This is a genomic window from Nakamurella flavida (assembly GCF_030811475.1).
Lineage (GTDB): Bacteria > Actinomycetota > Actinomycetes > Mycobacteriales > Nakamurellaceae > Nakamurella > Nakamurella flavida.
On record NZ_JAUSQV010000001.1, the window covers coordinates 580,289 to 605,055 of the forward strand.

Sequence of the window (24,767 nt, forward strand, 5' to 3'; positions counted from 1 at the left end):
GATCTGCGGACTCCTACGGTGGACCGGTGACGGATCGACAGCAGGGCGCCGGGCCGGTGGTGCGGGACGCGACCGCGGCGGACGCGGCGGCGTGCGCGGACATCTACGCCCCCTACGTCACCGACACGGCGATCACCTTCGAGACCGACCCGCCCACGGTGGCCGAGATGGCCGCCCGTATCGCCGCCGCCCAGCTCGCCCACGCCTGGTTGGTGCTCGACGCGGGCGGCGACCCGGACGGCGACAAGAGCACGGTGATCGGGTACGCGTACGCCGTGCCGCACAAGGCCCGGCCCGCCTACCGCTGGGCGGCCGAGGTGAGTGTCTACCTGGCGCCGGGCGCCACCGGTCGCGGCGGCGGACGAGCGCTGTACACGGCGCTGCTCGAGCGCCTCACCGCCCGCGGGTTCCGCACCGTCACCGCCGGGATGACCCTGCCCAATCCGGCCAGCGCCGGCCTGCACGCGGCGCTGGGTTTCGAGCCGGTCGGCACCTACCGGCGCATCGGTCACAAGCTGGGTGCCTGGCGTGATGTCGCGGTGGTGCAGATGCAGCTCAGCGCACCGGATGTCGAGCCGCCCGGCGAGCCACGGTGAGGCACGGCTGTCACGGGCGCTCCACGACGTGGCAGACCGGTCGCGATGGCCCCCGTCTCCGGAGGCCGGTGACCCACCCTCCCGACAGAGTGACGCGGGGGTGGGATCAGACCACCACGGCTCGCCCTGCTACCCGCGGGTCTGAGGTGCCGGCGTGATCCGGTACTTGAAGCCGCGGTGGGAGCCGACGAAGCCCAGCTGTTCGTAGAACCGGTGGGCGTCCGTCCGTGCCTCGTCGGACGTCAGCTGGACGAGCGAGGCCCCGACCGCCGGGGCGGCGGTGTCGACGACCCATCGCATGAGCGCGCCGCCGATGCCGCCGGAGCGGTGGGTGCTGCTCACGCGGACCGCTTCGACGAGCAGGCGCCGCGTGCCCCGGCGGGCCATCCCGGGGATACGGGTGAGCTGGAACGTGGCGACCACCTCGCCGGAGGACGCGGTGGCCACCAGGATCTCGTTGGCCGGGTCGTCGATGATCTCCTGCAGGGCGGACCGGTACGCCTCGGTGTCGGCGTCCCGGGCGCGGTCCCCGCGGCCGGCGCTCACCGGGTCGTCGGAGAGCAGGTGGACGAGCGCGGTCAGGTCGTCGCCGGTGGCGCGGCGCAGCAGGAGGTCCCGGCTCCCGGCCGACACGGTGGCGGGGAGCGGCAGGGCGGCGATCACGGGGTCGATCCTGCCCTGGCCGGCTGTCCACGGGGCAGCGCGGGTCGCTCCCACCACTGGTGGTTCGGCCCGCGGACAGTCAGTGGCCGGCCGGGCTCAGCCGCAGGGTGGTGGCCACGGCCTGCTCGGTGCACATCCGGTCCGCCGACGCCGCCCCGAAGGACCCGTACTTCGCCCGGTAGGCGTCGTCGACCGCCGACCGGGCCTCGCTCGAACCGACGTGCGCGAGGAAGACGTCGATCTCGAGGCCGGGCACACGCACGCGGGCCCGCCCGGAACGGAGCGCGGCACCGAACCAGCCGGTCTCGCGCTGGAACCAGGTGCGCACGAAGACGTCCGGGCCGGCCACCACCACCCAGATCGGGGTCCACGGGCGCAGCGTCGCGTCGAGACGCGTCACCGCGATCTCCAGCTCACCGGCGGCGCCGATCGTCTCGAGCTCGGCGGCGGTCCAGGAGGAGGTCACCAGCCCAGTCTGCGCGCGGTGGTGGCTCACCCCTCCGGTCGGAGGGGGCCGACGGCCTGCGGGGACGAGAACACGTCGTGCGGATCCCAGCAGGTCTTGACCCGGCGCAGTCGGTCGACGTTCGCGCCCCAGTAGGCCCGCTCCGCGTCCGCCATCTCCGGGTTGGGGACGTTGATGTACGCCCCGTCCACGTACGGGGCGAGCGCCGCCGAGAACTCCGCCACCCAGGTCAGACACGCTGTCGTCTCGCGGGCGTCCGCATCGCAGTCGCCGGCGCCGGGACCCCGCCGACCCCAGCCGGCACCGGGCTCGGCGTAGAACAGGGCGTCCCGGTGGGCGAAGGCGGCGCCGCCGGACGGCTCCGCGGTGGGCAGCGCTCCACCGAACGCGTTGGCGAACCAGTTGCACGCGGCGGTGGGTGCGGCGGCCATGAACTCGCCGACGACGGCGATCGCCGTGGGAGGCAACGGGGTGCGGACGATCTGGGAGGCGAACTTCCAGTTCGCGGGTTCGGCGTCCAGCGGGATCTGCAGGTCTGCGTAGAGATCGGCCCATGAGCCCTGCGTGGTGGTGACCTCCGGGTCGCCGAGGGCGACCAGGTCGGCGAGCAGGCCGATGGCCTCCGCCGCCGTTCCGTCGACGAGCGCGGCGATGAGCACGACCTCGTCGCGACGGACCTCCAGCTGGCTGGTCAGGCGCGGATCGCCCGCCGGTGCGGACCCTTGCCACACCTCGAGCACCTCGGACAGGTGCGCCAGACCGGGCCAGCGAGCCACCAGGGTGGCGGCCTGCGACACGGGATGCACCCGGTAGGTCAGCGCGGTGACGACACCCAGGCTCCCGTTGCCCGCCCCGCGCAACGCCCACAGCAGGTCGGGGGAGTGCGACTCGTCGACGTGCACGGTCCGGGCGCCGCCGCGGTCGTCGGCGACGACGATCTCGACAGCCAGGAGGTTGTCACAGGCCATCCCGAAGGCGCGGGTGAGGAGTCCGAACCCGCCGCCCAGGGTGGCGCCGGCCAGCCCCACGCTGCCTTCCGTCCCGGTGGGCGCGGCCAGTCCGTGGGCGCCGAGCGCGGCCACCGCCTCGAGCTGGGTGAGGCCGGCGCCGAGCGTCGCGGTCCCGGCCACGGGGTCGATGTCCACCGACTTCAGCCGGCTCACGTCGATGACCAGCCCGCCGTCCAGGGACGACCACCCCTCCAGGCTGTGCCGGCCGCTGCGGATCCGGAAGGCGGTCCCGGTCCGGCGGGCCCAGTCCACGGCATGCACGACGTCGGCGGTCGACCCGGCGAACACGACGGCAGCCGGCCGGCGGGTGACGAGCAGGTTCCACGGGGTCCGCGCCCGCCCCCAGGCCTCGTCGCCGGGCCGGACGACCTCTCCCGTCAGTCGCGGGGGCGAGGCGGCTCCGGTGGGGCGACCCAGCGTCGAGCCCCCCGCGGTCACCGACGCGCTCCCGCGACCCCGCCGGACGGTGTCGGCCGCACGACCATCTCCAGGACCCCCGCGCGCCTCGGTGCCGCAGCAACCCCCCGGTGCCGTGACCAGCGTCCGGAAAGCGAAGTGTGCCGGACAAGATCCGCTAGCGGACATGTCCGGTTCCGGGCGGACGGGCGGGGCGGCGCCACGGCGTCGTGGGGGGTTGTGACAGGGCACCGTTCGGCAGTGGTGCGACCACCGGGCCGGACCTAGCGTGGAACCGGTACGTCGCCCGTTGCCCACGTCGTCGCGGTCCCACCCGGGGCTAGCCCGTCGGAGCGGTTCCGAGATCCGAGGAGACACCCGTGAAGATCACCGCCAGCACCACCGACACCCAGCGCGGCCCGGAGGGCTGGTTCACCGGTGCGGTGTTCATCGACGGGATCCGCAACCCCGACGACCAGTCGGCGATCGGCTGCGCCCACGTGCGGTTCACCCCCGGAGCGCGCACCGCCTGGCACCACCACCCGCTGGGCCAGACCCTCTACGTCACCGACGGGGTCGGCCTGGTCGCACGCCGGGGTGGTGACCCCGTCGTCATCCGGCCCGGTGACGTCGTTGTCATCGAGCCCGGTGAGGAGCACTGGCACGGCGCCACCTCCACCCGGTTCATGGCCCATGTGGCCATGCAGGAGGCCGACGACCAGGGCCAGGTCGTCACCTGGCTCGACCCCGTCTCCGACGAGGAGTACACCGCCCCCGCGGAGTGATCCGCCCGTCCACCGAGGTGCGGCGCTGACGTGCCGGAGCCGTGCTCGTGTGGTGGGATCCCGCCCGGCGGGGGCACCCGGCCGGTGTGGACGGACGCGGGGGAGCGATGGCGAAGAAGGTCAGGTTGGCGTGGCGGACCCATCGGCCGCTCGCCGAGGTCGACGCGTTCCTGACCAGCACGGTCTTCGACGCCCTGCGCTCCTACGACTACCTGTTCGAGCCGCCCACCGACATGCCTCGGGACGGCCTCCCGGGGACGGAATGGGTGGCGATCCGCAGGGCGGCCCGGCCGGGGTGTGGCTGTTCAGCCTCCTGTTGTGGTGGCTCACGCCGAACACCCACCGTGCCGTCTTCTGGGTGGGCAGCCTGGCCGACGGCCGGACCGAACTCCTGGCGGCCGGTGACCTGCCTGGTGCCGTCGCCCGCACCCTGCAGGACCTGGCCGACTGACCCGTCCGGCCCGGTCCGCCGCGCTGCACATCGGGGTCGGACCCGTTACGGTCATCGGCACCCGGACCATCACCGGAGGGGGTATCGATGACCGGCCACCGCATCTTCACCACCCCGTATTCCGCCATCCGCCCGCACTACGTGGCCAAGGCGGAACGGAAGGGGCACACAGCCGCCGAGGTGGACCAGGTGGTCTCCTGGCTGACCGGATACGACGAGGCCGGTCTGACCAGGGCCGTGGCCGAGGACATCACCCTGGAGGAGTTCTTCGCCGGTGCCCCGGCGCTCCATCCGAACGCCACGCAGATCACCGGCCTGATCTGCGGGATCCGCGTCGAGGACATCGAGGACCCGCTGATGCAGCAGATCCGGTGGATGGACAAGCTCGTCGACGAGGTCGCTCGCGGGAAGAAGATGTCGTCGATCCTGCGCGGGTCGTGAAGCACGGGCTCGCCGCCCGGGTCCGCGGCGCGGTCCGGCCGGTGGCAGCCTCGTCGCCGTCGACCAGGAGGCGCGGGCAGGTGACCGCGGGCAGCGGTGCCCGCAGGTGAGTCCCCTCCGGCATCGGAGATCCCGGTTCAGGCTGTCGGCGGCCCGGGCGGCGGCGCGGTGGAGTCCCGGACGATGAGGCTGGTGACCAGCTCGTAGTGATGCGCTTCCGGTGCCTGCCCGCGGGACTGGGCGAGCACGGTGCGCAGGGCCAGGCGCCCCATCTCGCGCAGCGGTTGGTGGATGGTGGTCAGGCGAGGGGAGGCGGACTCCGCGGCGTAGGTGTCGTCGAAACCGATGATGCTGAGTTCCTGCGGCAGGCGCAGCTGCCGGTCCCGGGCGGCCGCGATGACCCCGAGCGCCCCGGCGTCGCAGCTGGCCACGATGGCCGTCGGCGGTGACGGCAGGTCGAGGAACGCCGCCGCCATGTCCCGGCCGTCCTCGTACCGGAAACCGTCCTGCTTGGTCAGCGCCGGGTCGTTCGCCAGCCCGGCCGCGCTCAGCGCCGCCACGTGCCCGTGCAGCCGCTGCCGGGCGGGTTGGGACTCCGCGGGTCCACCGGCGAACCCGATCCGCCGGTGGCCGAGGGCGATCAGGTGCTCGGTGGCCTGGTAGCCGCCGGTCCAATTGGTGGCGCTGACGCTGACCAGCCCGTCGTCGTCCACGTCACGGGCGGTGACCGGATCGACCAGCACCAGACCCAGGCCGGCGCCCGTCGAATCACCGGCGACCTCGGGGCTGACCTCGGTGGTGACGACGATGACCCCGACGTGGCCCTTGTCGGCAACCCGATGGAACCACTCGGCGCTCAGCGGGTCGTGCCGGTGGGCGCCGGTGGGATTGGTGGTCACCACGTCGATGTCCAGCTCGAGTCCGGCGGCGACCACGCCGGCGAGAACCTGTGCTGCGTAGAGGCTCTCGTAGGCATCGAACAGGACGGTGACGACGGGGTGCAGGGAGCCGGCGGCCCGGGCCGTGCTGGGCTCGTACCGGAGCCGCTTCATCGCCGCGAGCACCCGTTGCCGGGTCGCGTCCGACACCCCGTCCCGATCGTTGAGGACCTTGGAGGCGGTGGCCTTGGAGACGCCGGCGGCGGCGGCCACCGCATCCAGCGTCGTGCGTTCGGGTCTGCCCACAGCGTCACTCCGTCCGTCCTGGTCCGGCGATGATCTTCCTCCCGGTACGAAATAGTTTCGCACACCCCGCAATCACCCGTTCGCCGGGTACATCCGGCCAAGACAGGGCCGTGAGGTGGTTGTCAGCGAGCGTGAGCTCTCTGTACGGTCGGCTCATCCCCGAAACAATTAGTGAAATTGTTTCGCGGCCCGGAGTCCCCCTCGGAAAGGCAATGACGCCCTTGACCAGAATTTCCCGACGGCCCCTCGTGGCGCTGACCCTGCTGGCCGGCCTCACGCTCGCCGCCTGTGGCGGGGCTACCCCGGGCGGTGCCTCCGGTGCGGGCGGTGCGGCCCCGGCCGCGGCCGGTGAGGCCAACGCCTGGGTGCTGACCGGTGGCGGCTGGCCCGTCATCGAGCAGACGTTCCAGACCTGGAACGCCGCCCACGCGGACCAGAAGATCGGCGTGGAGGCGTTCGCGAACGACGCCTACAAGGAGAAGATCCGCACCTCGGTCGGCTCCGGGCAGGCCCCCACGCTCATCATGAACTGGACCGGTGGCGCCCTCAACGACTACGTCTCCAACCAGCAGGTCGACGACATCACCGACGCCACCGCCGATCTCGTGAAGCGTGTGACGCCTTCGGTGGCCCAGAACGGCGTGGTGGACGGCAAGACGTTCGCCGTGCCGCTCAACGACGTCCAGCCCGTGGTCATGTACTACAACAAGGCGGTGTTCGACCAGGTCGGCCTGTCCGTCCCGACCACCTACGACGAGCTGCTCGCGTCCATCCCGACGTTCAAGGCCGCCGGCATCGCGCCGCTGTCCATCGCCGGGCAGTCCGTCTGGCCCGAACTGATGTGGCTGCAGTACCTCACCGACCGGATCGGCGGCCCCGAGGTCTTCGAGAACATCCTGGCCGGCAAGCCCGACGCCTGGTCCGACCCGGCCGTCACCGAGGCCCTGACCAATATCCAGGAGCTGGTGAACGCCGGTGCCTTCGTCGACGGCTTCGCCTCCGTGACCGCCGACGCGGGTTCGGACTTCGCGCTCGTGCACACCGGCAAGGCCGCGATGATCCTGCAGGGCAGCTGGGGCTACCCGACGTTCAAGACCGACAACCCGGAGTTCGCCGCCAGTTCCCTGGGCTTCTCAGGACCAGGATCCCCACCAGGCCGACGACGGCGCCCTGTCAGCCCTGGGCGGTCGCGCTGGTCGCGGTGGAGGACGGAAGCGAGATCGACGCGGGAGGTGATGCGTCGGTGGAGAATGCAGGAGTCGGCGTGGTGATCTGCGTCCCGGGAACGGTCGGGGCGGGCGTCTCCTCCGTGGAAGGAGCGACCGAGGAGGTGGGGTCGTCGGGGACGGGCTGCGCGGCGACGAGGAGGTCCACCGCGCTCTGCTGGCTCGCCGCGCTCACGTGGTCGAGCGGACCCGCCCAGTGCAGTCCGTACTGGTCATCGGGGGTGCGGTCGTTCTCGTAGGCGACAGCCGCCAGACCGGCGAGGTAGTCCTGGTACGGATGGTCGTCCAATGCCCGGTTCAGCTCGCCGACGTTCCTGACGTAGATGCCCTTGAAGCTGGGCCCGTTGACGTCGCAACCGGTCGCTTCGCAGGGCTCGGTGAGGACGCCGTCGACGTGCAGGCCACCGGCGGCCGTGGACGCATCGGCCAACGTCCGGGCGCGCTCCAGGTACCGCGAATCCCCGGTCGCCTGAGCCAGCGCCACCAGCGCGCCCAGCACCACTCCCTGGTTGTACGTCCAGGTGATGCCCCTGTTGTTGCGGCAGGTCGAGGTGTTGAGCCCGTCGTTGACCAGCCCGTCGGCGTTGATCATCCCGGAGGCCCGGAACCACTGCCAGACGTCCACCGCCCGCTCCAGTTGAACGGCACCGGCCGGCTGGTCGGTACCCAGTCGCACCGCCAACTGCGCCGCCGCCTTCACGTAAAGCTCGTTGGAGATGGCGTTCTTGTAGCGGCGGTCGTCCTTCCACCACAGGCCTCCACCGCAGGTCTCGTCGCGAGCGGTCCACATGTGGTCCACCCCGCGCTGCGCGGTCTGCAGGTAGCGACGGTCCCCGGTCAGGTCGTAGGCCTTGATCCAGGCCAGCGCCCACCAGCCGGTGTCGTCGGTGAACTCGTTGATGAAGTCCCCCCGCGCTGCATCCCGCTTCTGCGTGTAGGTGTTCTGCACGACCCAGACGTACCGCCGGTCGCCGGACTCGAGCATGGAGTCGATCAATGCGGTCAGGGCGTTGGCGCTGTTCCACCACCCGGTCGTCGGCCAGACACCGCTGCGTTGGTCGTACAGGCGCACCAGCGCGTCCACGGCCGGTAATTCGGACGGCACTCGCGCACCACAGCCGACGACGGCCAGCAGGATCAGAGCCAGGGTGGCAAGCCGCGAGCGCCGCAGGGAGGACAAACCGCAGGCCTCGATTCTGGTTGGGTGGGGACGGACTCCGCCGTGGCGGATCGGGCGGACGTCGGGAGAATCATGTCAGCAGTTCCACCACGCGAGGCGCCGGGAAGGCCGGCGCACGGGGTTCGGGCGAGGGTTCGGCGTTCTCTGCTCCGCGCCTGGACGGCCCTGATCCTCGGTGTCGTGCTGTCGGCCTGCGCCACCACCGGTCCGGTTCCGTCCGACGCCGTCGGAACCTCCAGGCCCGTGGCGACCTCGACCCTGCCGCCGCCGGCGTCACCGGCCCCCATCACGTCCACCGTGACGCCGGTGGCCGGCACCGAGACGACCTCCGTCGACACGGGGCGGTCCGAGGTGGCTTCCGATCACACCGTCCTGCCGTCGAGTTCGGTGGACCCTGACGCCGGCACGGGCCTGCGGATCGGTCTGATCGCGGCCGCCGGATCGGACGCCTTCAGCCGGGCGGTGACCGATTCCGTGGCCGCGCAGGCCACGCTGTCCGGGGCCGAGCTCATCCGATGCGACCCCGGCGACGACCCGGCGCTGGTCCTGGACTGCGCGCGGCGCCTGGCCACGCAGGACGTCGACGGATGGATCGTCCACCGCGCTGCCGGTATCGCGGTGTCCCTCTGCGAACTGGGGCCCGTCGGGGTCCCCCTGGTCACCATCGATGCGGACCCTGTGCCCTGTCGCACCGTCGCGGTGGGATCGGACGACACGCGGGCGGGACACCTGGTCGGAGCAACCCTGGGTCGCGCTGCGCGACAGCGCGACTCCTGTCCGGACGCCCGGCTCGTCGTGGTCGGCGCAGCCGCCCCCGCCACCGAGGATGCCGCCGCGGACCCGGCGGACGCGGGAACCACGGAAAGGCGCGTGGCGGGCATCCGCGCCGGCTTCGCGGACGAGTGTCCGGGCCGGTCGGATGCCGAGGTCTTCGTCGATCCCGGTGACCCGAGCGCCCTGGGAGCCATCCTGGGCGAGCTGCCCCCCGACGCCGATGTCCTGATCGCCGCGATCGACGATGTGCGTGCCCAGCAGGTCGCGGCCGCCATCGCCCTGCTGCCGCCCGGGGGCGGCGACGTGGCGGCGGTCGCCGCGGTGGGCGCCGGAGAGTTCGAGCGCTGTCAGCTCCGGACCGATCGGCGGTGGGTGGGAGCGGCGGCTCTCTTCCCGGACCGCTACGGCCAGCTCGTCCTCCCGACCCTGCTCGCCGCGATGGCGGGGGAGGCGGTACCGGAGTTCCTCCACGTCCAGACCGTTCTCCTCACGGCATCCACGGTCGAGGAGTACTACGACACCACCGGGTGCACGGGCCGATGACGCGGGGGAACTCCTGGGCCGTCCACTGGCCGACGGTGACCGAGGTTCTCCTCGTGATCACCGGTGTGCTCGCCTGCATCGTCTTCGCCGTGTCCAGCCCGTACTTCCTGTCCTCTGGCAATCTCGTCAACGTCCTGCAGGACCTCGCCGTGGTCGGAGTTCTCGCCGTCCCGGCCACCTTTCTGATCATGACCGGCAACGTGGACCTGTCCGTCGGGGCGGCAGCGGCTTTCGCCGGCATCGTCCTGGCGGCCACCGCACCCAGCATCGGTCTGATGCCGGCGGTTCTGCTCGCGGTCGGCACCGGCCTGCTCACCGGCCTGACCAACGGTCTGCTGGTCACCCTCGGTGGTATCAACAGCATCGCCATGACCTTCGCCGCGATGGCCCTGCTCCGGGCCCTGTCCTACCTGGTGCCCAGCGGCCTGGCCCTGGGCCTGACCGGGTTTCGCACCCTGGGCACCGCGGAACCCCTGTGGGGGCTGCCGCTCCCGGCCCTGATCTTGCTGGGTGTCGCCGTCCTGGGTGGGGTCGCCTCCCGATCCCGTCCCGGGCACCGGTTCAGGGAGATCGGTCGTCTCCCGGCCCCGACCCGCCTCGACAGTGGCCGGGAGCGCCGCACCGTCCTCGCTCTCTTCGTGCTGTCCGGTCTGGCCGCCGCCGTCGTCGGCCTGATGCGCACCTCCCAGCTGGGCACCGGGCTCCCGTCGGCCGGCACCGGAGCCGAGGTCGTCGTCATCGCGTCGGTGATCCTCGGAGGTGGCCGCCTGGCCGGCGGGCGCGGCTCGATCCGGGGGACCGTGCTGGCCCTGCTGGTGATCACCGTCCTGGACAACGGCCTCTCCCTGGCCAACGTGACCGCCTACGCCTCGCAGGTCCTGCACGCCACCCTGCTGGTCGTGGCCCTGGTGGTGAACAGCGCCCATCCCGCCCGACGCAGCGACGAGCGCGCGCACGGCACGACGGCCGGCGAGCGTTGAGCTGTGTGGGGCCCGTGCCGGTGGGTTCGAACCGGCGGCGTTCGCCGGAGGACCTCTCCTGACGGCGGGGGCTGGACCCTCGTCATCCCCGGGCAGTGCCGATCTGTCACAGGCGGAGGAGCCCGGCGGTGGTGGGGGTGAACCCGCAGGCGTCGAAATAGAACGGACGGAGGCGGTCCTCGAAGTCAACATGCAGCCATTCGCATCCGGCCTCGCGTGCCCCGCGGCCGGCCCGCTCCACCAGCCGACGACCGATGCCCTGGGACTGGTGGGTGGTGGACACCATGGTGTCCTGCAGCCACGCGTGAGCGCCGCCGTCCCAGACCACGTTGACGAACCCCACGAGCTCACCGTTCTGGCGGGCGGTGACCCATCCCAGACTGTGGTTCAGGACCAGCTGCTCCCAGTCCCATTCCTGCGCGGTATGGACGCGGGTACCGAAGGCGTCGGCGTGCAGTCGGTGCGCCTCGTCGTTGGCGAACGGGCCTCTCCAGGCCAGGGCTGCGGTCATCGGACGAAACCTAGCCGGAGGGCGTGCACCGAGCCGGCCTGCCCACGTCCGTGTGCGGGGGCGCGCCGGGAACCCGGTTCTCGGATTTCCGCCGTGTGACGGGTCGTGAACATCGCGCGACATCTCCGCGAACCCTTGTCGAGCGAACGTTCGCGCAATACGGTGAGCGAACGTTCGCGCACCTGCGTGGGCGGCAAGCTCAGAAGGGTTCCGCATGCGGGTGTCGCTGGTGTCGACCGGGGGAACCATCGCGTCCCGGCGGGGAGAGCTCGGGCTGGAGGTGGCGGACGACGTCCACGACCTGGTGGCGAGCCTGCCGACGACGACCGGGATCCAGATCGTTCCGGTCGATTTCAGTGGTCGACCCAGCTATGGCCTGAGCATCGCGGACATGCTCGCCGCGGTCCGCTGCGTCCAAGCCGAGTTCGACAGTGGTTCGTACGCCGTCGTTCTCACGCACGGCACGGACACGCTGGAGGAGATGGCCTTCCTCTGTGGCCAGTACTTTCCACGCGACGCCCGGTTGGTGCTCACCGGCGCGCAGCGTGCCGCCGACGTGCCCGACGGTGACGGAGCCCGCAATCTCGCCGATGCGGTCGCGGTGGCGACGGCCGACGTCCCGGTCGGCCCGGCGATCGTCATGGGCGGTACGGCTGTCGCGGCGATCGAGGGTCGCAAGGTGCACACCTCCTCGCTGGTCGCCTTCTCCGGCGGCGCGGCTGGTGCCTCCGCGCTGGTGGAGGCGGGTGTGCTGCTTCCCCTGTCGACACCGAGCCGTGGTGGCCTGCTGGCCGACCTCCCGGTGCCCGACGATCTGCCCCGTGTCGACCTGGTGACCCTCTCCGCCGGGGTGGACGGCACCCATCTCCTGGCTTCCGTCGAGGCCGGCGCCCGGGGCATCGTCGTCGAGGCCTTCGGGAGTGGCAATGCGAACACGGCCACCCTCGAGGCCGTCCAGACGGCTGTCGGCAAGGGCATCCCGGTACTCATCACCAGCCGGACCCGGAACGGCGTGGTGCGGCCGGTGTACGGCGACGGCGGGGGAGCCGACCTGGAGCGCGCCGGGGCGATCTTCGCCGGTGACCTCACCGGGTCGCGGGCCCGGATCGCCCTCGCTCTCGCCCTCGCGCACAGCTCCGCGGACGACGGCGTCGCCCCGCTCGTGCACCGCATGATCACGGCGGGTGCGCCGTGCTGACCGACGCCGTGGTGATGGACGGTCTGGGTGACGTCGACGTGCTGCGCTATCGACGGACGGAGATCCGCGAGCCGGCTTCCGGAGAGGTCGTGCTGCGCGTCTTGGCCACGGCCGTCAACCATCTCGATCTCGAGCTCAGGTCCGGCGCCTCCCGGATGCCGCTGACCTTCCCGCACGTGCTGGGTCGCGAGGTCGTCGGCGAGATCATCGAGCTGGGCCAGGATGTGACCGGCTGGGCCGTGGGTGATCGCGTCGTGGTCCTGCCCAACACACCCTGCGGAACCTGCCTGGAGTGCACCACCGGCCGGTCGAACCTCTGCCTGCGCGGGTTCATGCCCGGGATCACCGGGTGGGGCGGGTACGCCGCCCACATGACGGTGTCCGCACGCGGCCTGCTCCGCGCTCCGGATGTCGATCCCGTGCTGGCCGCGGCCACGCCGATCTCCTTCGGTACCGCCTGGCGGATGCTGTACTCCATCGCGAACCTCGTCCCGGGCGAGACCGTCGTCGTCGCGGGGGCGGCCGGTGGCCTGGGCCATGCGGTGGTGCAGGTCGCCCGGTTCGGTGGGGCCCGGGTGATCGGCCTGGTCAGTTCACCGGCCAAGACCGACTTCGTCCTCGCGTGCGGGGCGAGCGCCGTGCTGGACACCACCGACGAGCACTGGCCCGACCAGGTCCGCGAGCTCACCGACGGGTGTGGAGCGGACGTCGTCGTCGAGCACATCGGCGGCACGGTGTTCGAGCAGGCGCTGACCTCCCTGGCCCGGTCCGGGCGGATGGTCGTCGGCGGGGGGCATGGCGGGGAGCACCCACGCTTCGACGTGATCGAGGCGTTCCGCAACGAGTACCGGGTGTTCGGGAGCCGCAGTCAGCAGCCGCACGAGGTCGCCCGGGTCCTGCAGCTGCTCGCCGACGGACACATCCGCCCTGCGGTGGACGACGTCCTGCCGGTGGCCGAGGCGGCCCGGGCCCACGAGTTGATCGCTGCCCGCGGTGTCCGCGGGAAGCTGGTGTTGACGCCATGACGACCGTCCTGGACGAGGTCCTGCCGACCCTGGTCACCACGGCGGCCGACGTGGGGGAGCGCTCCCGGAGCGACGCCGCCCTGGGTGAGATCTCCCGACGACTGCTGGCGCGCTCGGTGGCCGGTGCGATCGCCGGTGGCGCCGATCCGGCCGTGTCCGCGTTGACCACCATCGCCGGCGCGGGTGATCACCCCCTGCTCACCGGGGGAGCCCCGGTGGCCACCCCCGCGGCAGCGGCCGGCATCCACGCCGCCGCCGTCACCGTCGGCCAGTGCGACGACGGGCTCCGCGAGGCCGCCGGTCATCCCGGGCTGCACGCGTTCGGCGCGGCCTGGTCGGTCGGGCTGACCGTCGACGCCGCACTCGGCGACGTGCTGGCCGCCTTCGCCACGGGCTGGGAAGCCGGCGCCCGGCTCGGCCTGCTGCTCGGCCGTCCGCGAACCGGCATCCACCCCCACGGCGGCTGGGGCACGGCGGCCGCGGCCGTCGCCACCGCGACCATCCTCGGCGGGGACCTCCAGGCGCAGGAAGCGGCAGCGCGCGCGGCGCTGTCCGTGGCCCTCACCGGGCCGGATTCCACCCTCGTCGCCGGGGCGTCGACGCACTACCTGTTGCCCGCGCTGGGCACGGCCAACGGGGTCACCGTCGGACTCCTGGGGCTCGACCTGGCCGACACCCCGGTCGATGCCGTGTCCCACTTCGCCTCGGTGGCCCACCCGAGGGCGGCAGCGGCCGGCGGTCCCGACACCCCGTTGCTCCTGCAGGCCTACCTCAAGCCGCTCGGCCTGTGCGCCCACACCCTGACCGCCTGGCAGGTCGCCGACGACCTCCGCCGGGAGGGCGGCGCGGACCGGGTCGTCGGGACACACGTCCGGACCTACCGCGCCGCGGCGGCCCTGGCCGGTTCCCACGGCCGAACCGTGCTGGCCCGGCGGTTCAGCGTTCCCTGGGCCGTGGCCTACGGCCTGAGCGGTCGCCGTCCCGGGCCGGACGACGGGGATCTGGCGGCGCTGGCCGCGTCGGTCCTCATCGACCACGCGCCGGAGCTCGACGACGGCTACCCGCGCGGCCGGCCCACCCGGGTCGACTTCCACTTCGACGACGGGCGAACCGTCGCGCGGCAGGCGGTCGTCCACCTCGGCGATCGGGAACGACCCCTGAGCGACCGGGCCGAGATCGACGTCTGCGCGGCGCTTCTCGCCGACGGCGGCCGGGCCGATCTGCGGGCCTGGCTGGACGAGCTCCGCCGGGCGCCGGGTGACACCCCGATCCGCACCCTCGCCTCGCGTGTCAGCGGCGACCGCACCACCACCCCCGACCTGGAAGGCAGACGATGACCCGCTCCGAGACGGTGCCCGCCGTGGGAACCGAACGCGATTTCGTGGGCTACGGACGCGACATACCGGTGATCCGATGGCCGAACGACGCCAAGGTCGCCGTGAGCCTGTGCCTGAACTACGAGGAGGGCGCCGAGCACAACCTGCTCGACGGCGACCCGCACAACGAGACCATCGGCGAGATCTCCTACGTGCCCTCCCGTCCCGGGGAGCGGGACCTGAGCCAGGAGTCGGTGTACGAGTACGGCAGTCGGGCCGGCATCTGGCGGCTGATGCGCCTGTTCGAGAGCACCGGGACGCCCGTCACCGTGTACGCCTGCGCCCTGGCCCTGCAGCGCAACCCGGAGTTCGCCGCGGCCATCCTGCCGGCCGGGCACGAGGTCTGCTCGCACGGTCTGCGCTGGACCGAGCCGTCGGAGATGACCGAGGACGAGGAACGTGCCGAGATCGCCCGAACGGTCGAGATGATCACCGAGCTGTGCGGGGAACGGCCGGTCGGCTGGTACTCCCGTTACGCGCCCTCGGTGAACACCCGCCGACTGCTGGTCGAGGAGGGCGGGTTCACCTACGACTCCAACTCCTACAACGACGACCTCCCGTTCTTCACCCCGGTCGGCGAGGCCATCCAGCTGGTGGTCCCGTACACCCACACCTACAACGACGGCCGGTTCGCGTTCAGCCCCGGGTACGGCCATCCCGGCGACTTCTTCGAGAACTGCCGCCGGGGGATCGAGTACCTGCTCCGCGAGGGCGCCACCCATCCCAAGATGATCTCGATCGGGCTGCACGCCCGGCTGGTGGGCCAGGCGGGCCGGGCCGGTGCGCTGGCCGATCTCATCGACTGGTGCAACGCCCAGGACGGCGTCTGGTTCGCCCGGCGCCGGGACATCGCGGACTGGTTCCACGAGCACTACCGCGACCTCGCACCGACGACGGGACGCTGACATGCGCATCGAGATCGACTCCGTCAGCAAGGGCTACCGCACACCCACCGGTGAGCCCCTCCCGGTCATCGCCGACCTGCAGGCCACCGTGCACGAGCAGGAGTTCATCTGCATCATCGGGCCGAGCGGGTGCGGCAAGAGCACCCTGCTCGGTCTGCTGGGCGGCCTGCACCAACCGGATTCCGGCTCCGTGCGTTTCGTCGGCACCCGGACCGCCACCGGCCCGATGACGTCGATCGTCTGGCAGGACTACGCGCTGATCCCGTGGCGCAGTGTCGTCGACAACGTCGCGTTCGGTCTGGAACTGCGTGGGGTGCCCCGCAAGGAACGTCGGGAGATCGCGATGGGGCATCTCGCGACGATGAATATCGACGCGTTCGCCGACTCCAAGCCCCACCAGCTGTCCGGCGGGATGCGCCAGCGGGCCGGGATCGCCCGGGCCCTGGCCAACGACCCAGAGGTCCTGCTGATGGACGAACCGTTCGCGGCCGTCGACGCGCAGACGCGCACCCTGCTGCAGGAACAGCTCCTCCAGGTCTGGAGCGCGGACAAGAAGATCGTCCTGTTCATCACCCACAGCATCGAGGAGGCCCTGCTCCTCGGCGACCGGGTGATCGTCCTCGGCCAACGGCCCACCCGGGTGGTGGAGGAGATCGTCGTCCCCTTCCCGCGGCCGAGAGGGCTGAGCACCGAACGCGATCCACGGTTCGCGGAACTGAAGGAGCACCTGTGGAACCGACTGAAGGGCGCGACCATGGCCGCCGAGTGGGCCGAAGCGGAGGGACGGAAGTGACCGCCGATCCGCACACGACCCCTGGCTCCAGTGCGACGACGCCCCGTCTCCCGGAGCGCACGACGGACGCCGAGCCGGTGGTCGTCGAGTACCGCAGCGGGGGCCGGGTTGCCCGTGGGCCGTCCCGGGCGTTCCGCATCATCTCCTCGCCGCTGGGCACGCTCATCCCCGTGCTGGGGGTGTTGCTGCTGTGGGAGATCGGCAGCCGGTCCGGCATCATCGACGACACCTTCTTCCCGGCCCCGTCCGACAGCCTGGCCGCCCTGTTCACGCTCAGCTCCAACGGCGACCTGTGGCCCAACATCGGTGTCTCGATCCGCCGCATCACGCTGGGCTTCCTGCTCGGAGTCATCCCGGGCATCGCCGTCGGGATCGCCATGGCCCGCCTCAAGTGGGCGCGGGTCATCCTGGATCCGTTGATCGCGGTCGCCTACCCCATTCCGGTGGTGGCGATCCTGCCGATGCTGCTGGTCATCTTCGGCATCGGCAGCACCCCGATCATCGTGCTGGCCGGCATCATCTCGTTCTTCCCCGCCGTGGTGAACTCCATGGCCGGGGTCCGCCAGGGTGACGAGCGGCTGATCCTGATGGCGCAGAACATGGGCGCCGATCGCCGACAGGTGTTGCTGCGCATCGTGCTTCCCGGGGCCCTGCCCTCCATCTTCGCCGGCATCCGGCTCGCCGCGGGCCTGGCCCTGCTGGGCGTCATCGCCGGTGAGTTCCTCGCCGCCTCGGACGGCATCGGGTCGTTGACCTGGCGGTACTGGCAGATCTACCAGATCGACAACATGTACGCGACTCTCGCCGTGATCGCGGCGATGGGGTTCCTGCTCACCACGGCGTTGCTGCGCGTGCAGCGGCGCTTCTTCGGATGGACGGAAGGTACGACGCGATGAACTTCACCCGCACCCGGCGCTCGGCGCTGACGGCAGTGCTCCTGGCCGCGACCCTGATCGGGGTCAGCGCCTGTGGATCGTCCGACCCCGCGCCGGCCGCCGGCGGTGGCACGGCCTCCGGCGGTGCCGCCGGGGGAGACACCGTCACCGTCAACGCCCTGAACATCGTCTCGCTGGCGCCACTGTTCGTCGCCCAGGACAAGGGTTTCTTCGCCGATCACGGCATCTCCAACGAGTACAGCACCAACGACATCTACTCCACGCTCAGCGTGCAGAGCCAGGGCAGCATCGACGTCAACATCCCGGGCCTGGGCGGTGCGTTCTTCAACGCCGTCAACCAGGGCCTCAAGATGAAGGCCGTCGCCGACCGCAACCAGTACCGGTGCACGTCCGACTCCATGCTGGTGTCCTCGACCGCGGCCGGCATCACCGATGCGGAAGGCTTGCGCGGCAAGAAGGTCGCGATCCTGGCCAAGGGCTCGTCCACCGAGTACTGGCTGGACCTGTTCCTGCAGAGCGCCGGGATGAGCCAGGCCGACCTCGGCGGGGTGGTCAACCTGACCTACCCGGACACCGTCAACGCCCTGAAGACCGGCGCCGTCGACGCGGGCTTCCTGACCCAGCCGCTGGCGTACCAGTCCATCGCGGACGGCACCGCGCAACGGGTGAAGGCCACCTACGAGATCGCGCCCGACGAGCAGCAGGGCCTGATCACCATGTCGCAGAACTTCCTCGACGGATCGCCCGACGTCGCGACCCGCTGGCTGGCCGGCTGGCTGGAAGGCGTGCGCTACTACCAGGACCCGGCGAACAAGGACGACGTGGTGGCCATCGTCGCCGCCCACACCTCCGTCCCCGCCGAGACCGTCGCCGCGCTCTACGGCACCGACCAGTGGCCCTACATGGACCCGAACGGCGCCGTCGACACCGCCACCGCGATGAGCGACGACGGCCAGTGGCTCCTGGACAACAAGATCGTCGAGACCCTGCCCGAGCCGTCGGTCTGGTACGACGCCACCCCGGTGACCAAGGCCGTGGAACTCATCGGCTCCGCGCCCGCCGGGAACTCCTGTGGCGACGCGTCGGCGACCACCGGCTCGTCCGGTGCGTCCGCTTCCGCCTCGACCACCGCCACGAGCTCCTGATGTACCCACAGCCCAATCGCGTTCTGCAGGCACTCGGCGAGGACCGGGTCAGTCTCGGCAGTCTCACCCTGCTGCAGGAACCGGCCATCGCGGAGATCCTCGGTAGCCTCGGCTACGACTTCCTGATCATCGACACCGAGCACGCCGCCGCCGACGAACAGACCGTGCTCGCCATGGTGCGGGCCGCCGAGGCCACCGGTGCGACCCCGCTCATCCGGGTGCGTCACGCGGAGGAGAAGGAACTGCTCTGGGCCCTGGACACCGGCGCGGGCGGGGTCGTCATCCCCGTCGTCGAGACCGCCGAGCAGGCGTCCCGCGCGGTGGACTCGGCGAAGTACCCGCCGGTCGGCCACCGGACGCTGTGCTCGGCGGCCCGCGCCGCCGCCCACGGCACCCGCCGCCACGACTTCCCGGCCTACCTCGAGTGGAGCATCGCCAACACGGTGGTGATCGGGCTCGTCGAATCCGTGAAGGGACTGGACAACCTCCCCGAGATCCTCGCCACCGGTATCGATGTCGTGTTCCCGGGGCGGGCGGATCTGTCCATGGACATGGGTCTGGGGTACGCCCCGCACCACCCCGACGTGATCCAGGCGGCCGAGTCGGTGGTCAAGCAGGCGGTGGCGGCGGGGAAGCACGCCGGGGTGCTGGCGTACTCCGTCGAGGACGCCCACCGCTGGATCGATCTCGGAGCCCGGTTCATCGTCTACAACCAGCCGGAGATGATGCTGTCCGACGCCTACCGGGAGGCGCACCAGGCGATCCTGGGGCCGCGATGAGCTCGCTGCTGGTGACCGGGGGCAGCGGCGGGATCGGGGGAGCGGTCGCCGATCTCGCCCGTGCCCAGGGCCGGCGGGTCGACGTCCTCGACCTGTCGGTCGGGGTGGACTGCAGCGACCCCGATGCGGTCGAGGCCTACCTGGACTCGATCCCGACGCCCACCCACGTTGTCCATGTCGCGGGGGTGGTCGGCGCCGGCGGCATCGAGTCGATCGACCTGCTGGAGTGGGAGCGGGTGATGCGGCACAACCTGACCTCGGCGTACGTGGTCAGCCGCGCCGTGCTGCCCCGGATGGTGACGGCCGGCGGCGGGGCGATGGTGCTGATGAGCAGCCTGAACGCGCGGGACGGCGGCACCGAACTGTCCGGGGCCGCGTACGCCGCGGCCAAGGCGGGGGTGCTCGGCCTGATGCGGCATCTGGCCGTCCACTACGGGCCGCGGGGGGTGCGGGTGAACGCCGTCGCGCCGGGGCCGGTCCGCACCGCCATGCACGACCGGCTTAACGCCGAGCAACGCGCGTGGCTGCTGTCCCGGATGCCGCTGCCGCGGGTCAGCGAGGCCACGGAGGTCGCAGAGGTCATGCTGTTCCTGTTGTCCGACGCCTGCGCATCGGTGACGGGCATGACCTTCGACATCAACGGCGGCAGCCACCTCAGCTGACCGCGGCCACACCCATGCTGGAGCGTCCGATGACCGCACGACAGGCCACGCTGCGCGACGTCGCGCAGCTGACCGGTTTCCACGTGTCGACGGTGTCCCGGGTGTTGCGGGGCGACGCGGCGCGGATCAGCCCGGAGACCATCGCCTCGGTGGAGGCCGCCGCCGCCGATGTCGGGTACCGGGTGAACCGGTGGGCGGCCAGCCTGCGTAGCGGGCGGACCGGCATCGTCGGCGTCCTCGTGCCCCGGATCACCGACATCGTGCTGGCCACCGTGTTCGAGGCCATCCAGCGGGAGGCCGCGGGTCACGGCATCCAGGCCGTGGTGAACAGCACCTGGGACGTCATCGACGATCGCAACGCCCGGATCGAGAACTACCGCGCCGAACGGGTCGACGGGCTGATCGTGGCCGATGCGCGCCTGGTCGACCCCTATCTGCGGGGGCTGTACGACGAGGGCTTCCCCTTGGTGCTGGTCAGCCGGGGGAGCCGCGGGCTGCCGTCGGTCACCGGGGACGACCGCACCGGGGGAGCGCTGGCCGCGGCGCACCTGGTCGACCGCGGCTGCCGGCGACTCGCCGTCCTCGCCGGCCCCAGCTACGCGACCACCGCCGCCCACCGCTCGGCCGGGTTCCGCGCCGAGGCCGCCCGCCGCGGCGTCCCCGTGGACACGACCTTCGTCGTCCACTCCGGCTTCGACGTCGCCGGCGGGCGACAGGGGATGACCGAGCTGCTCACCCGGGGACGGCCCGATGGGGTCTTCGCCGTCAACGACTTCTCCGCCATCGGCGCGATGGGCGTACTCCGCGAGCGCGGCCTGGCGGTGGGGGAGGACATCGCGGTCGTCGGCTACAACGACATGCCCATCTCCGCTGAACTGAGCGTGCCGTTGAGCTCGGTGCGGGTCGACCTGGAGCAGATGGGGGTGGCGGCGTTCGCGGCACTCAACGAGGTGCTGGGTGGGCGGCAGGCGAGCTCGACACGGTTGCGTCCGGTGCTGATGCCGCGGGCATCGTCGGGGTCCACTGCAACGTCGTGACGGGTGCCTGGCAGGTGAGTTGCCACTATCGGCCACAACACCTCGCAAGCGCTGGGCCGGCGGACTTGAGTAGAGGCTGGCGACCACAACCTCTGTCGTCCCTGCCGCGGGGCAGCAACGATCCCATCGGCGTCACCGGGCCCGGCATCCGCGCTCGACACCGACCAGAAAGCGGGCGCCGGCACAGTCGGCGCTGCGGTTGTCGACGCCGACAACGAGGAATTTTCATATGCAGGTGTTTGAGGGCCTTTCGAAAAAGGTGGGCTACCACCGCGTCAACACCGCCACCTGAACGACGCCGTCGTGAAGATGCGAGCTGCATCGCCTTCACGAGCGCAATTCCTCTCCCGATGCACGTCACTTCGGAAAGTAATTAGGCGATTTTCGATAGAACCGTATGTTGGCCAGAGAATTTTGTCATCACCCTGCACTAGGGCAAGACATTGGTACAAGCCGGTGGACGAGTTGCCCAACGATCGAAAATGGTGAGCGGTGACTCACGCACGTGGAACGACTGTAAGGGGACCTATGTTGTTGAGCGCGGAAGAGTTTTACACTAAGGCTCGGATCGGGATCATAAATATTTATATTGGCGCCTTGCAAAAAAGATGAGCACAGGTCTCGTTGGGGATGTCTGGTAATCAACCTTCAAACACATATCCCCATCTCTGAAATTTCGGGACCTGCGGGCTCTGAGCTGCTTGTCACGGGGCGTCCAACAGCCCCGGGCGGTTGCCGTAGGCCAGCTCGTGGTCCTCGACAGCGAGACGCAGCCAGACGTCGGCAGTGACGCGCCGCCTGTATCGCGGAGCTCTCGCTACCAACCGACATCCGCGCGGCCGTCGCGTGAGAGGGGATCGTGCAGCGGGACAGGCTGGCGCCGCGTTCTCGTGCGCCCGGCGCCGCTTGAGCCAGTCCCGCCCGGGGTACCACTGCGTAGTGACGTTGAATCATGTGAGGCGCGGAAGCGGAAGCCCCCTGTTGCTCGTGCACGGCCTAGGCGCTGGGTGGCGATCTTGGGCGCCGATCCTCGACGAACTCGCCGAACATCGTGAGGTCGTCGCTGTCGACCTGCCGGGTTTCGGTGAGACCCCACCCTTGGCCGGGGAGGTGTCGATCGCCACCCTGACCGACGCCGTGGCGGAGTTCATCCGGGAACAGGGGCTGGACGGGGTCAGCACCGTCGGCCAGTCGTTGGGCGGACGCATAGTGCTCGAGCTCGCGAGGCGGGGAGTCGGCGGCGACACCGTGGCGCTGGACCCGGGCGGCTTCTGGAGCGACCGTGAACTCCTTGTCTTCAGCGCCACCCTGCGGCCGTCGGTCGCTCTGGTCCGAGTTCTGCGAAAGTGGCTGCCTCTGCTGCTGGGGAGCGCAATTGGAAGGACCCTGCTGCTGGTGCAGTTCTCGGCGCGACCCTGGGCGCTCTCGCTGGAGACGGTGCTGCCGGACGTGCGTGGCCTGGTCGAGTCCCCATCGAACGGAGCCGCCCTGGACGCCCTCACCAAGGGCCCGAAACAGCAAGGCGCCCCAGCAGGAACCGCGCCCGGCAGGGTGACGATCGGTTGGGGACGTCGTGACCGGGTGACCGTGCGGAGCCAGGCCGCACGGGCCACGAGTCTGTTCCCCGATGCGATCCTGCACTGGTTCGACCGTTGCGGCCACTTCCCGCAATGGGATGCACCGAAGGAAGCGATACGACTTATCCTCGACAGGACCCTTTGAGATCCGTCGCCCTACTGAGCCGACGACCGTCCACGAGCCAATCCGCTCAAAGGCGCGCCGATCGCGGACTACAGGGCGGCGGCCAGCGTACGGGTGCGGTAGTCGCTGGAGACGCAGGTGTAGAGGGCCGTGGTGGAAGCGTGCTCGTGCCCGACCTGCAGCTGGACGAACAGCAGGTCGATGTCATCCTCGATCAAGTGCGTGACGTAGGACCGTCAGAACGAGTGGAAGTCCAAACCAGGGGACAGGTTCGGCTCGTCTCGGTAGCGGCTGAACCGCTCGTTGATCGTGCCGAGGCCGACCATGGAGCCGCGCTCGGACGGGAACCGGTCGGTTCTGCCGCCCGCCGAGGGGAGTCCGACCGACAGCCACTGCTCGACGACCTCGTCGGACTAGTCAAAGACGGTCAGGACACTGCGTCGCTTGGGTGCCGAGCCGGTTAGTTGCGTTTCGGACGCTCGCACATCGACGACACGGTCCAACTAGCCGCCCTCCTCTCGCCCTCAGGGCCCCGGAGGAGTGTCCGGATCCTAATTCGTGAGGGAAGCTAGCTCCCTGCGGTCTGCTTCTATCTCTGCGCTCAGCCCCTCGGCTCGTTGACTGGTCAGCCCGACCCATTGCTGGAACAGGACAGCGTGTGCCTGGATCTTCTCGAGTCCGAGGAGGTCCTGCACCGCACGGGTTGCCTCGTCCTGGTCCCGGCACCCCTTGATCACGGCCAGGACCTCGTCCGACCGTGCGAGAGAGGTCAGCAGGGCAGTGCGTATGTGAAGCTGCCGTCTGATCGTCTCGGCGGCGATTTCAACCTCATCCGGATTCAGCATGGAGGTCAGCTGTTCCGAGCGCGGCGCCGAGCCTGGAACAGCTGCCAGGCGGACCAAGTCGCGAATCCGACGACGACTACAGACAGGGACCGGAAGATGATCTTCCCGGGGGAGGATTCGCCATCGGTGATCATGGATATCAGGGTCCATACCGTTGCGACGAAGGCGAGGCTGATGACCACGAGAACGACCGGGTGGCCGAGCAGGCGAGACGCGGGCAAGTCCGACAACGGCTGGCGGGGCTGGTCAGGCATGACGGGACTGTAGTCACAACCCCTTTGGGTCCGCGTCGTCCAGCTCAAGGTAGCGGTAGATAGTGGGTCGGCTGACGCCAAATTCGGCGGCGATCTGGGCAACGGTGAACCTGGCCTTGCCGTCATCACCGGTCTGGTCGTACATGGAGCGGGCGGTTCGGCCTGCCGGGGTCGAAGCTTGGGTTTGGGTCCGCCGACCCGGCCGCGAGCCCGGGCCGCGGCGAGGCCGTCGCGGGTGCGCTCGGACATCAGGGCGTGTTCGAACTCCCACCGCACCATGCTGGCCGGGGGTACAAAGATCGTCTCGTTGATCGTCGCCGACATCCTCGACGCAGCACGGGATCTGGCGTCGGCCTCGGAAGGGGCGCAGTTGGACCCGCCGTTGCCGATCATCGCCGACGAGTCGGTGAACACGTGCCGCCTGCCGGACTGGGAGACGGTGCTGTCGGACTCGCGCCGCTGGGGGATCAGCGCCCACATGGTGGTGCAGACCCGGTCATTGCTGCGCGGCGCCTACGGCCGGGACCAGGGCGAGGCGATCCGGAGCGCGGCCGGCATGCGGATGACGGTCGGCGGTGGAGAGGGCGCCTCGGACAGCAAGGAGCTGGCCGAGGCGTTCGGTGACGTCGAGGTGGCCACCTACTCCCGGGACGCCTCCGGTTCGGTCAACTCCCTGTCCAGCCGTCGTCAGGCCACCCGCACCGTCGCCGACACCCGCAACATCCCACCGGGCCGGGCGATCGTGCTGCCCTCCCAGATGCCGCCGGTCGAGATCGAGCTGACCCCGTGGTGGCGTCGCACAGACGCCGAACAGATCCAGCGCGCCGCCCGCGACTTCGACGACCCCCGCGCCCACGACCTGCCGCTGGCCGGGCGGCGACCGTGAGCGACCAGCCGCCCTGGGACCCCGACCATGACCCGTACGACGACGACGAGGACCCGGAC

Annotated in this window: 26 protein-coding genes and 2 pseudogenes; 19 read left to right on the plus strand and 9 right to left on the minus strand. The window is 70.8% G+C overall.

Features of this window, described 5'->3' with window-relative positions; translation table 11 throughout:
• Positions 1–26: 26 nt before the first annotated feature.
• A complete protein-coding gene (locus tag J2S58_RS02585) occupies positions 27–596 on the plus strand; it encodes a GNAT family N-acetyltransferase (RefSeq protein ID WP_205255474.1) in 570 nt (189 codons plus the stop codon).
• Between the two features lie 129 nt (positions 597–725).
• On the opposite strand, the gene J2S58_RS02590 is transcribed toward J2S58_RS02585, so the two are convergent.
• The 3 genes from J2S58_RS02590 to J2S58_RS02600 all read right to left on the minus strand — a co-directional run bounded on the left by J2S58_RS02590 (position 726) and on the right by J2S58_RS02600 (position 3,173).
• Positions 726–1,259, minus strand: a complete 534-nt coding sequence (locus J2S58_RS02590; protein WP_205255475.1) for a GNAT family N-acetyltransferase — start codon at positions 1,257–1,259, stop codon at positions 726–728.
• Between the two features lie 79 nt (positions 1,260–1,338).
• Complete coding sequence (locus tag J2S58_RS02595) at positions 1,339–1,725, minus strand: DUF2255 family protein (protein WP_205255476.1); 387 nt, start codon at positions 1,723–1,725, stop codon at positions 1,339–1,341.
• A gap of 26 nt (positions 1,726–1,751) precedes the next feature.
• Positions 1,752–3,173, minus strand: a complete 1,422-nt coding sequence (locus J2S58_RS02600; RefSeq protein WP_205255477.1) for an FAD-binding oxidoreductase — start codon at positions 3,171–3,173, stop codon at positions 1,752–1,754.
• Positions 3,174–3,511: 338 nt separating this feature from the next.
• Here J2S58_RS02600 and J2S58_RS02605 point away from each other — a divergent pair, with 338 nt between their 5' ends.
• From J2S58_RS02605 to J2S58_RS02615, 3 genes are all read left to right on the plus strand, one after another.
• On the plus strand, positions 3,512–3,916 hold the full coding sequence (locus tag J2S58_RS02605) for a (R)-mandelonitrile lyase (RefSeq protein WP_205255478.1): 405 nt from the start codon (positions 3,512–3,514) through the stop codon (positions 3,914–3,916).
• 262 nt (positions 3,917–4,178) lie between these two features.
• The gene (locus J2S58_RS02610) at positions 4,179–4,367 is read left to right on the plus strand and encodes a hypothetical protein (RefSeq protein WP_205255479.1); all 189 of its coding nucleotides are present in this window, start codon (positions 4,179–4,181) and stop codon (positions 4,365–4,367) included.
• A gap of 87 nt (positions 4,368–4,454) precedes the next feature.
• A complete protein-coding gene (locus J2S58_RS02615) occupies positions 4,455–4,808 on the plus strand; it encodes a DUF2200 domain-containing protein (protein WP_205255480.1) in 354 nt (117 codons plus the stop codon).
• Positions 4,809–4,945: 137 nt separating this feature from the next.
• On the opposite strand, the gene J2S58_RS02620 is transcribed toward J2S58_RS02615, so the two are convergent.
• Positions 4,946–5,992: a LacI family DNA-binding transcriptional regulator gene (locus tag J2S58_RS02620; protein ID WP_205255481.1), complete on the minus strand. Its 1,047-nt coding sequence runs from the start codon at positions 5,990–5,992 to the stop codon at positions 4,946–4,948.
• A gap of 221 nt (positions 5,993–6,213) precedes the next feature.
• Here J2S58_RS02620 and J2S58_RS02625 point away from each other — a divergent pair, with 221 nt between their 5' ends.
• Positions 6,214–7,263 (plus strand): extracellular solute-binding protein, encoded by a 1,050-nt coding sequence (locus J2S58_RS02625; RefSeq protein WP_205255482.1) that lies wholly within the window; start codon positions 6,214–6,216, stop codon positions 7,261–7,263.
• On the opposite strand, the gene J2S58_RS02630 is transcribed toward J2S58_RS02625, so the two are convergent.
• On the minus strand, positions 7,166–8,323 hold the full coding sequence (locus tag J2S58_RS02630) for a glycoside hydrolase family 76 protein (RefSeq protein WP_306826310.1): 1,158 nt from the start codon (positions 8,321–8,323) through the stop codon (positions 7,166–7,168). The genes J2S58_RS02625 and J2S58_RS02630 overlap by 98 nt on opposite strands.
• Before the next feature lie 381 nt (positions 8,324–8,704).
• Here J2S58_RS02630 and J2S58_RS02635 point away from each other — a divergent pair, with 381 nt between their 5' ends.
• Positions 8,705–9,715 carry a sugar ABC transporter substrate-binding protein gene (locus tag J2S58_RS02635; protein ID WP_205255484.1) on the plus strand — a complete coding sequence of 337 codons (1,011 nt, stop codon included), beginning with the start codon at positions 8,705–8,707 and terminating at the stop codon, positions 9,713–9,715.
• 35 nt (positions 9,716–9,750) lie between these two features.
• Positions 9,751–10,695 (plus strand): ABC transporter permease, encoded by a 945-nt coding sequence (locus tag J2S58_RS02640; protein ID WP_205255485.1) that lies wholly within the window; start codon positions 9,751–9,753, stop codon positions 10,693–10,695.
• A gap of 106 nt (positions 10,696–10,801) precedes the next feature.
• On the opposite strand, the gene J2S58_RS02645 is transcribed toward J2S58_RS02640, so the two are convergent.
• On the minus strand, positions 10,802–11,206 hold the full coding sequence (locus tag J2S58_RS02645) for a GNAT family N-acetyltransferase (RefSeq protein ID WP_205255486.1): 405 nt from the start codon (positions 11,204–11,206) through the stop codon (positions 10,802–10,804).
• A gap of 214 nt (positions 11,207–11,420) precedes the next feature.
• Between J2S58_RS02645 and J2S58_RS02650 the strand changes: the two genes are divergently transcribed.
• The 11 genes from J2S58_RS02650 (at position 11,421) to J2S58_RS02700 (ending at position 22,744) form a co-directional block, all read left to right on the plus strand.
• A complete protein-coding gene (locus tag J2S58_RS02650) occupies positions 11,421–12,404 on the plus strand; it encodes an asparaginase (RefSeq protein ID WP_205255487.1) in 984 nt (327 codons plus the stop codon).
• Complete coding sequence (locus tag J2S58_RS02655; RefSeq protein WP_205255488.1) at positions 12,398–13,429, plus strand: zinc-binding dehydrogenase; 1,032 nt, start codon at positions 12,398–12,400, stop codon at positions 13,427–13,429. Before J2S58_RS02650 ends, J2S58_RS02655 begins: the two co-directional genes overlap by 7 nt.
• Positions 13,426–14,766, plus strand: coding sequence for an MmgE/PrpD family protein (locus tag J2S58_RS02660; RefSeq protein WP_205255489.1), 1,341 nt, complete (start codon positions 13,426–13,428; stop codon positions 14,764–14,766). Before J2S58_RS02655 ends, J2S58_RS02660 begins: the two co-directional genes overlap by 4 nt.
• Positions 14,763–15,710: a polysaccharide deacetylase family protein gene (locus J2S58_RS02665; RefSeq protein ID WP_205255490.1), complete on the plus strand. Its 948-nt coding sequence runs from the start codon at positions 14,763–14,765 to the stop codon at positions 15,708–15,710. The genes J2S58_RS02660 and J2S58_RS02665 overlap by 4 nt, the downstream gene beginning before the upstream one ends.
• 1 nt (position 15,711) lies before the next feature.
• Positions 15,712–16,503, plus strand: coding sequence for an ABC transporter ATP-binding protein (locus J2S58_RS02670; protein ID WP_205255491.1), 792 nt, complete (start codon positions 15,712–15,714; stop codon positions 16,501–16,503).
• Positions 16,500–17,399: an ABC transporter permease gene (locus tag J2S58_RS02675; RefSeq protein WP_205255492.1), complete on the plus strand. Its 900-nt coding sequence runs from the start codon at positions 16,500–16,502 to the stop codon at positions 17,397–17,399. The genes J2S58_RS02670 and J2S58_RS02675 overlap by 4 nt, the downstream gene beginning before the upstream one ends.
• Positions 17,396–18,544 (plus strand): ABC transporter substrate-binding protein, encoded by a 1,149-nt coding sequence (locus tag J2S58_RS02680; RefSeq protein ID WP_205255493.1) that lies wholly within the window; start codon positions 17,396–17,398, stop codon positions 18,542–18,544. Before J2S58_RS02675 ends, J2S58_RS02680 begins: the two co-directional genes overlap by 4 nt.
• Positions 18,544–19,323 carry an HpcH/HpaI aldolase family protein gene (locus tag J2S58_RS02685; RefSeq protein ID WP_205255494.1) on the plus strand — a complete coding sequence of 260 codons (780 nt, stop codon included), beginning with the start codon at positions 18,544–18,546 and terminating at the stop codon, positions 19,321–19,323. The genes J2S58_RS02680 and J2S58_RS02685 overlap by 1 nt, the downstream gene beginning before the upstream one ends.
• Complete coding sequence (locus J2S58_RS02690) at positions 19,320–19,985, plus strand: SDR family NAD(P)-dependent oxidoreductase (RefSeq protein WP_205255495.1); 666 nt, start codon at positions 19,320–19,322, stop codon at positions 19,983–19,985. The genes J2S58_RS02685 and J2S58_RS02690 overlap by 4 nt, the downstream gene beginning before the upstream one ends.
• Before the next feature lie 29 nt (positions 19,986–20,014).
• Positions 20,015–21,022, plus strand: coding sequence for a LacI family DNA-binding transcriptional regulator (locus J2S58_RS02695; RefSeq protein ID WP_205255496.1), 1,008 nt, complete (start codon positions 20,015–20,017; stop codon positions 21,020–21,022).
• A 939-nt stretch (positions 21,023–21,961) separates the two neighbouring features.
• A complete protein-coding gene (locus J2S58_RS02700) occupies positions 21,962–22,744 on the plus strand; it encodes an alpha/beta fold hydrolase (RefSeq protein ID WP_205255497.1) in 783 nt (260 codons plus the stop codon).
• 68 nt (positions 22,745–22,812) lie between these two features.
• Here J2S58_RS02700 and J2S58_RS19165 read toward each other — a convergent pair.
• The 3 genes and pseudogenes from J2S58_RS19165 to J2S58_RS19170 form a co-directional block, all read right to left on the minus strand.
• Positions 22,813–23,070, minus strand: a pseudogene (locus J2S58_RS19165) (tyrosine-type recombinase/integrase); the annotation flags it as partial.
• A gap of 503 nt (positions 23,071–23,573) precedes the next feature.
• Complete coding sequence (locus J2S58_RS02710) at positions 23,574–23,822, minus strand: hypothetical protein (protein ID WP_205255557.1); 249 nt, start codon at positions 23,820–23,822, stop codon at positions 23,574–23,576.
• A gap of 13 nt (positions 23,823–23,835) precedes the next feature.
• Positions 23,836–24,089: pseudogene (locus tag J2S58_RS19170) on the minus strand (helix-turn-helix domain-containing protein); the annotation flags it as partial.
• 10 nt (positions 24,090–24,099) lie between these two features.
• On the opposite strand from J2S58_RS19170, the gene J2S58_RS02720 reads away from it, so the two are divergent.
• Complete coding sequence (locus J2S58_RS02720; RefSeq protein WP_240188420.1) at positions 24,100–24,708, plus strand: TraM recognition domain-containing protein; 609 nt, start codon at positions 24,100–24,102, stop codon at positions 24,706–24,708.
• The last annotated feature ends 59 nt before the right edge of the window (positions 24,709–24,767 follow it).

What these genes read in the sequence shown, in the direction of transcription:
- J2S58_RS02670 (WP_205255491.1), top strand. Translation starts at nt 15,712, where the DNA reads ATGCGCATCGAGATCGACTCCGTCAGCAAGGGCTACCGCACACCCACC.
- J2S58_RS02615 (WP_205255480.1), top strand. Translation starts at nt 4,455, where the DNA reads ATGACCGGCCACCGCATCTTCACCACCCCGTATTCCGCCATCCGCCCG.
- J2S58_RS02695 (WP_205255496.1), top strand. Translation starts at nt 20,015, where the DNA reads ATGACCGCACGACAGGCCACGCTGCGCGACGTCGCGCAGCTGACCGGT.
- J2S58_RS02660 (WP_205255489.1), top strand. Translation starts at nt 13,426, where the DNA reads ATGACGACCGTCCTGGACGAGGTCCTGCCGACCCTGGTCACCACGGCG.
- J2S58_RS02650 (WP_205255487.1), top strand. Translation starts at nt 11,421, where the DNA reads ATGCGGGTGTCGCTGGTGTCGACCGGGGGAACCATCGCGTCCCGGCGG.
- J2S58_RS02685 (WP_205255494.1), top strand. Translation starts at nt 18,544, where the DNA reads ATGTACCCACAGCCCAATCGCGTTCTGCAGGCACTCGGCGAGGACCGG.
- J2S58_RS02720 (WP_240188420.1), top strand. Translation starts at nt 24,100, where the DNA reads ATGCTGGCCGGGGGTACAAAGATCGTCTCGTTGATCGTCGCCGACATC.
- J2S58_RS02665 (WP_205255490.1), top strand. Translation starts at nt 14,763, where the DNA reads ATGACCCGCTCCGAGACGGTGCCCGCCGTGGGAACCGAACGCGATTTC.
- J2S58_RS02690 (WP_205255495.1), top strand. Translation starts at nt 19,320, where the DNA reads ATGAGCTCGCTGCTGGTGACCGGGGGCAGCGGCGGGATCGGGGGAGCG.
- J2S58_RS02710 (WP_205255557.1), bottom strand. Translation starts at nt 23,822, where the DNA reads ATGCCTGACCAGCCCCGCCAGCCGTTGTCGGACTTGCCCGCGTCTCGC.
- J2S58_RS02645 (WP_205255486.1), bottom strand. Translation starts at nt 11,206, where the DNA reads ATGACCGCAGCCCTGGCCTGGAGAGGCCCGTTCGCCAACGACGAGGCG.
- J2S58_RS02680 (WP_205255493.1), top strand. Translation starts at nt 17,396, where the DNA reads ATGAACTTCACCCGCACCCGGCGCTCGGCGCTGACGGCAGTGCTCCTG.
- J2S58_RS02610 (WP_205255479.1), top strand. Translation starts at nt 4,179, where the DNA reads ATGGGTGGCGATCCGCAGGGCGGCCCGGCCGGGGTGTGGCTGTTCAGC.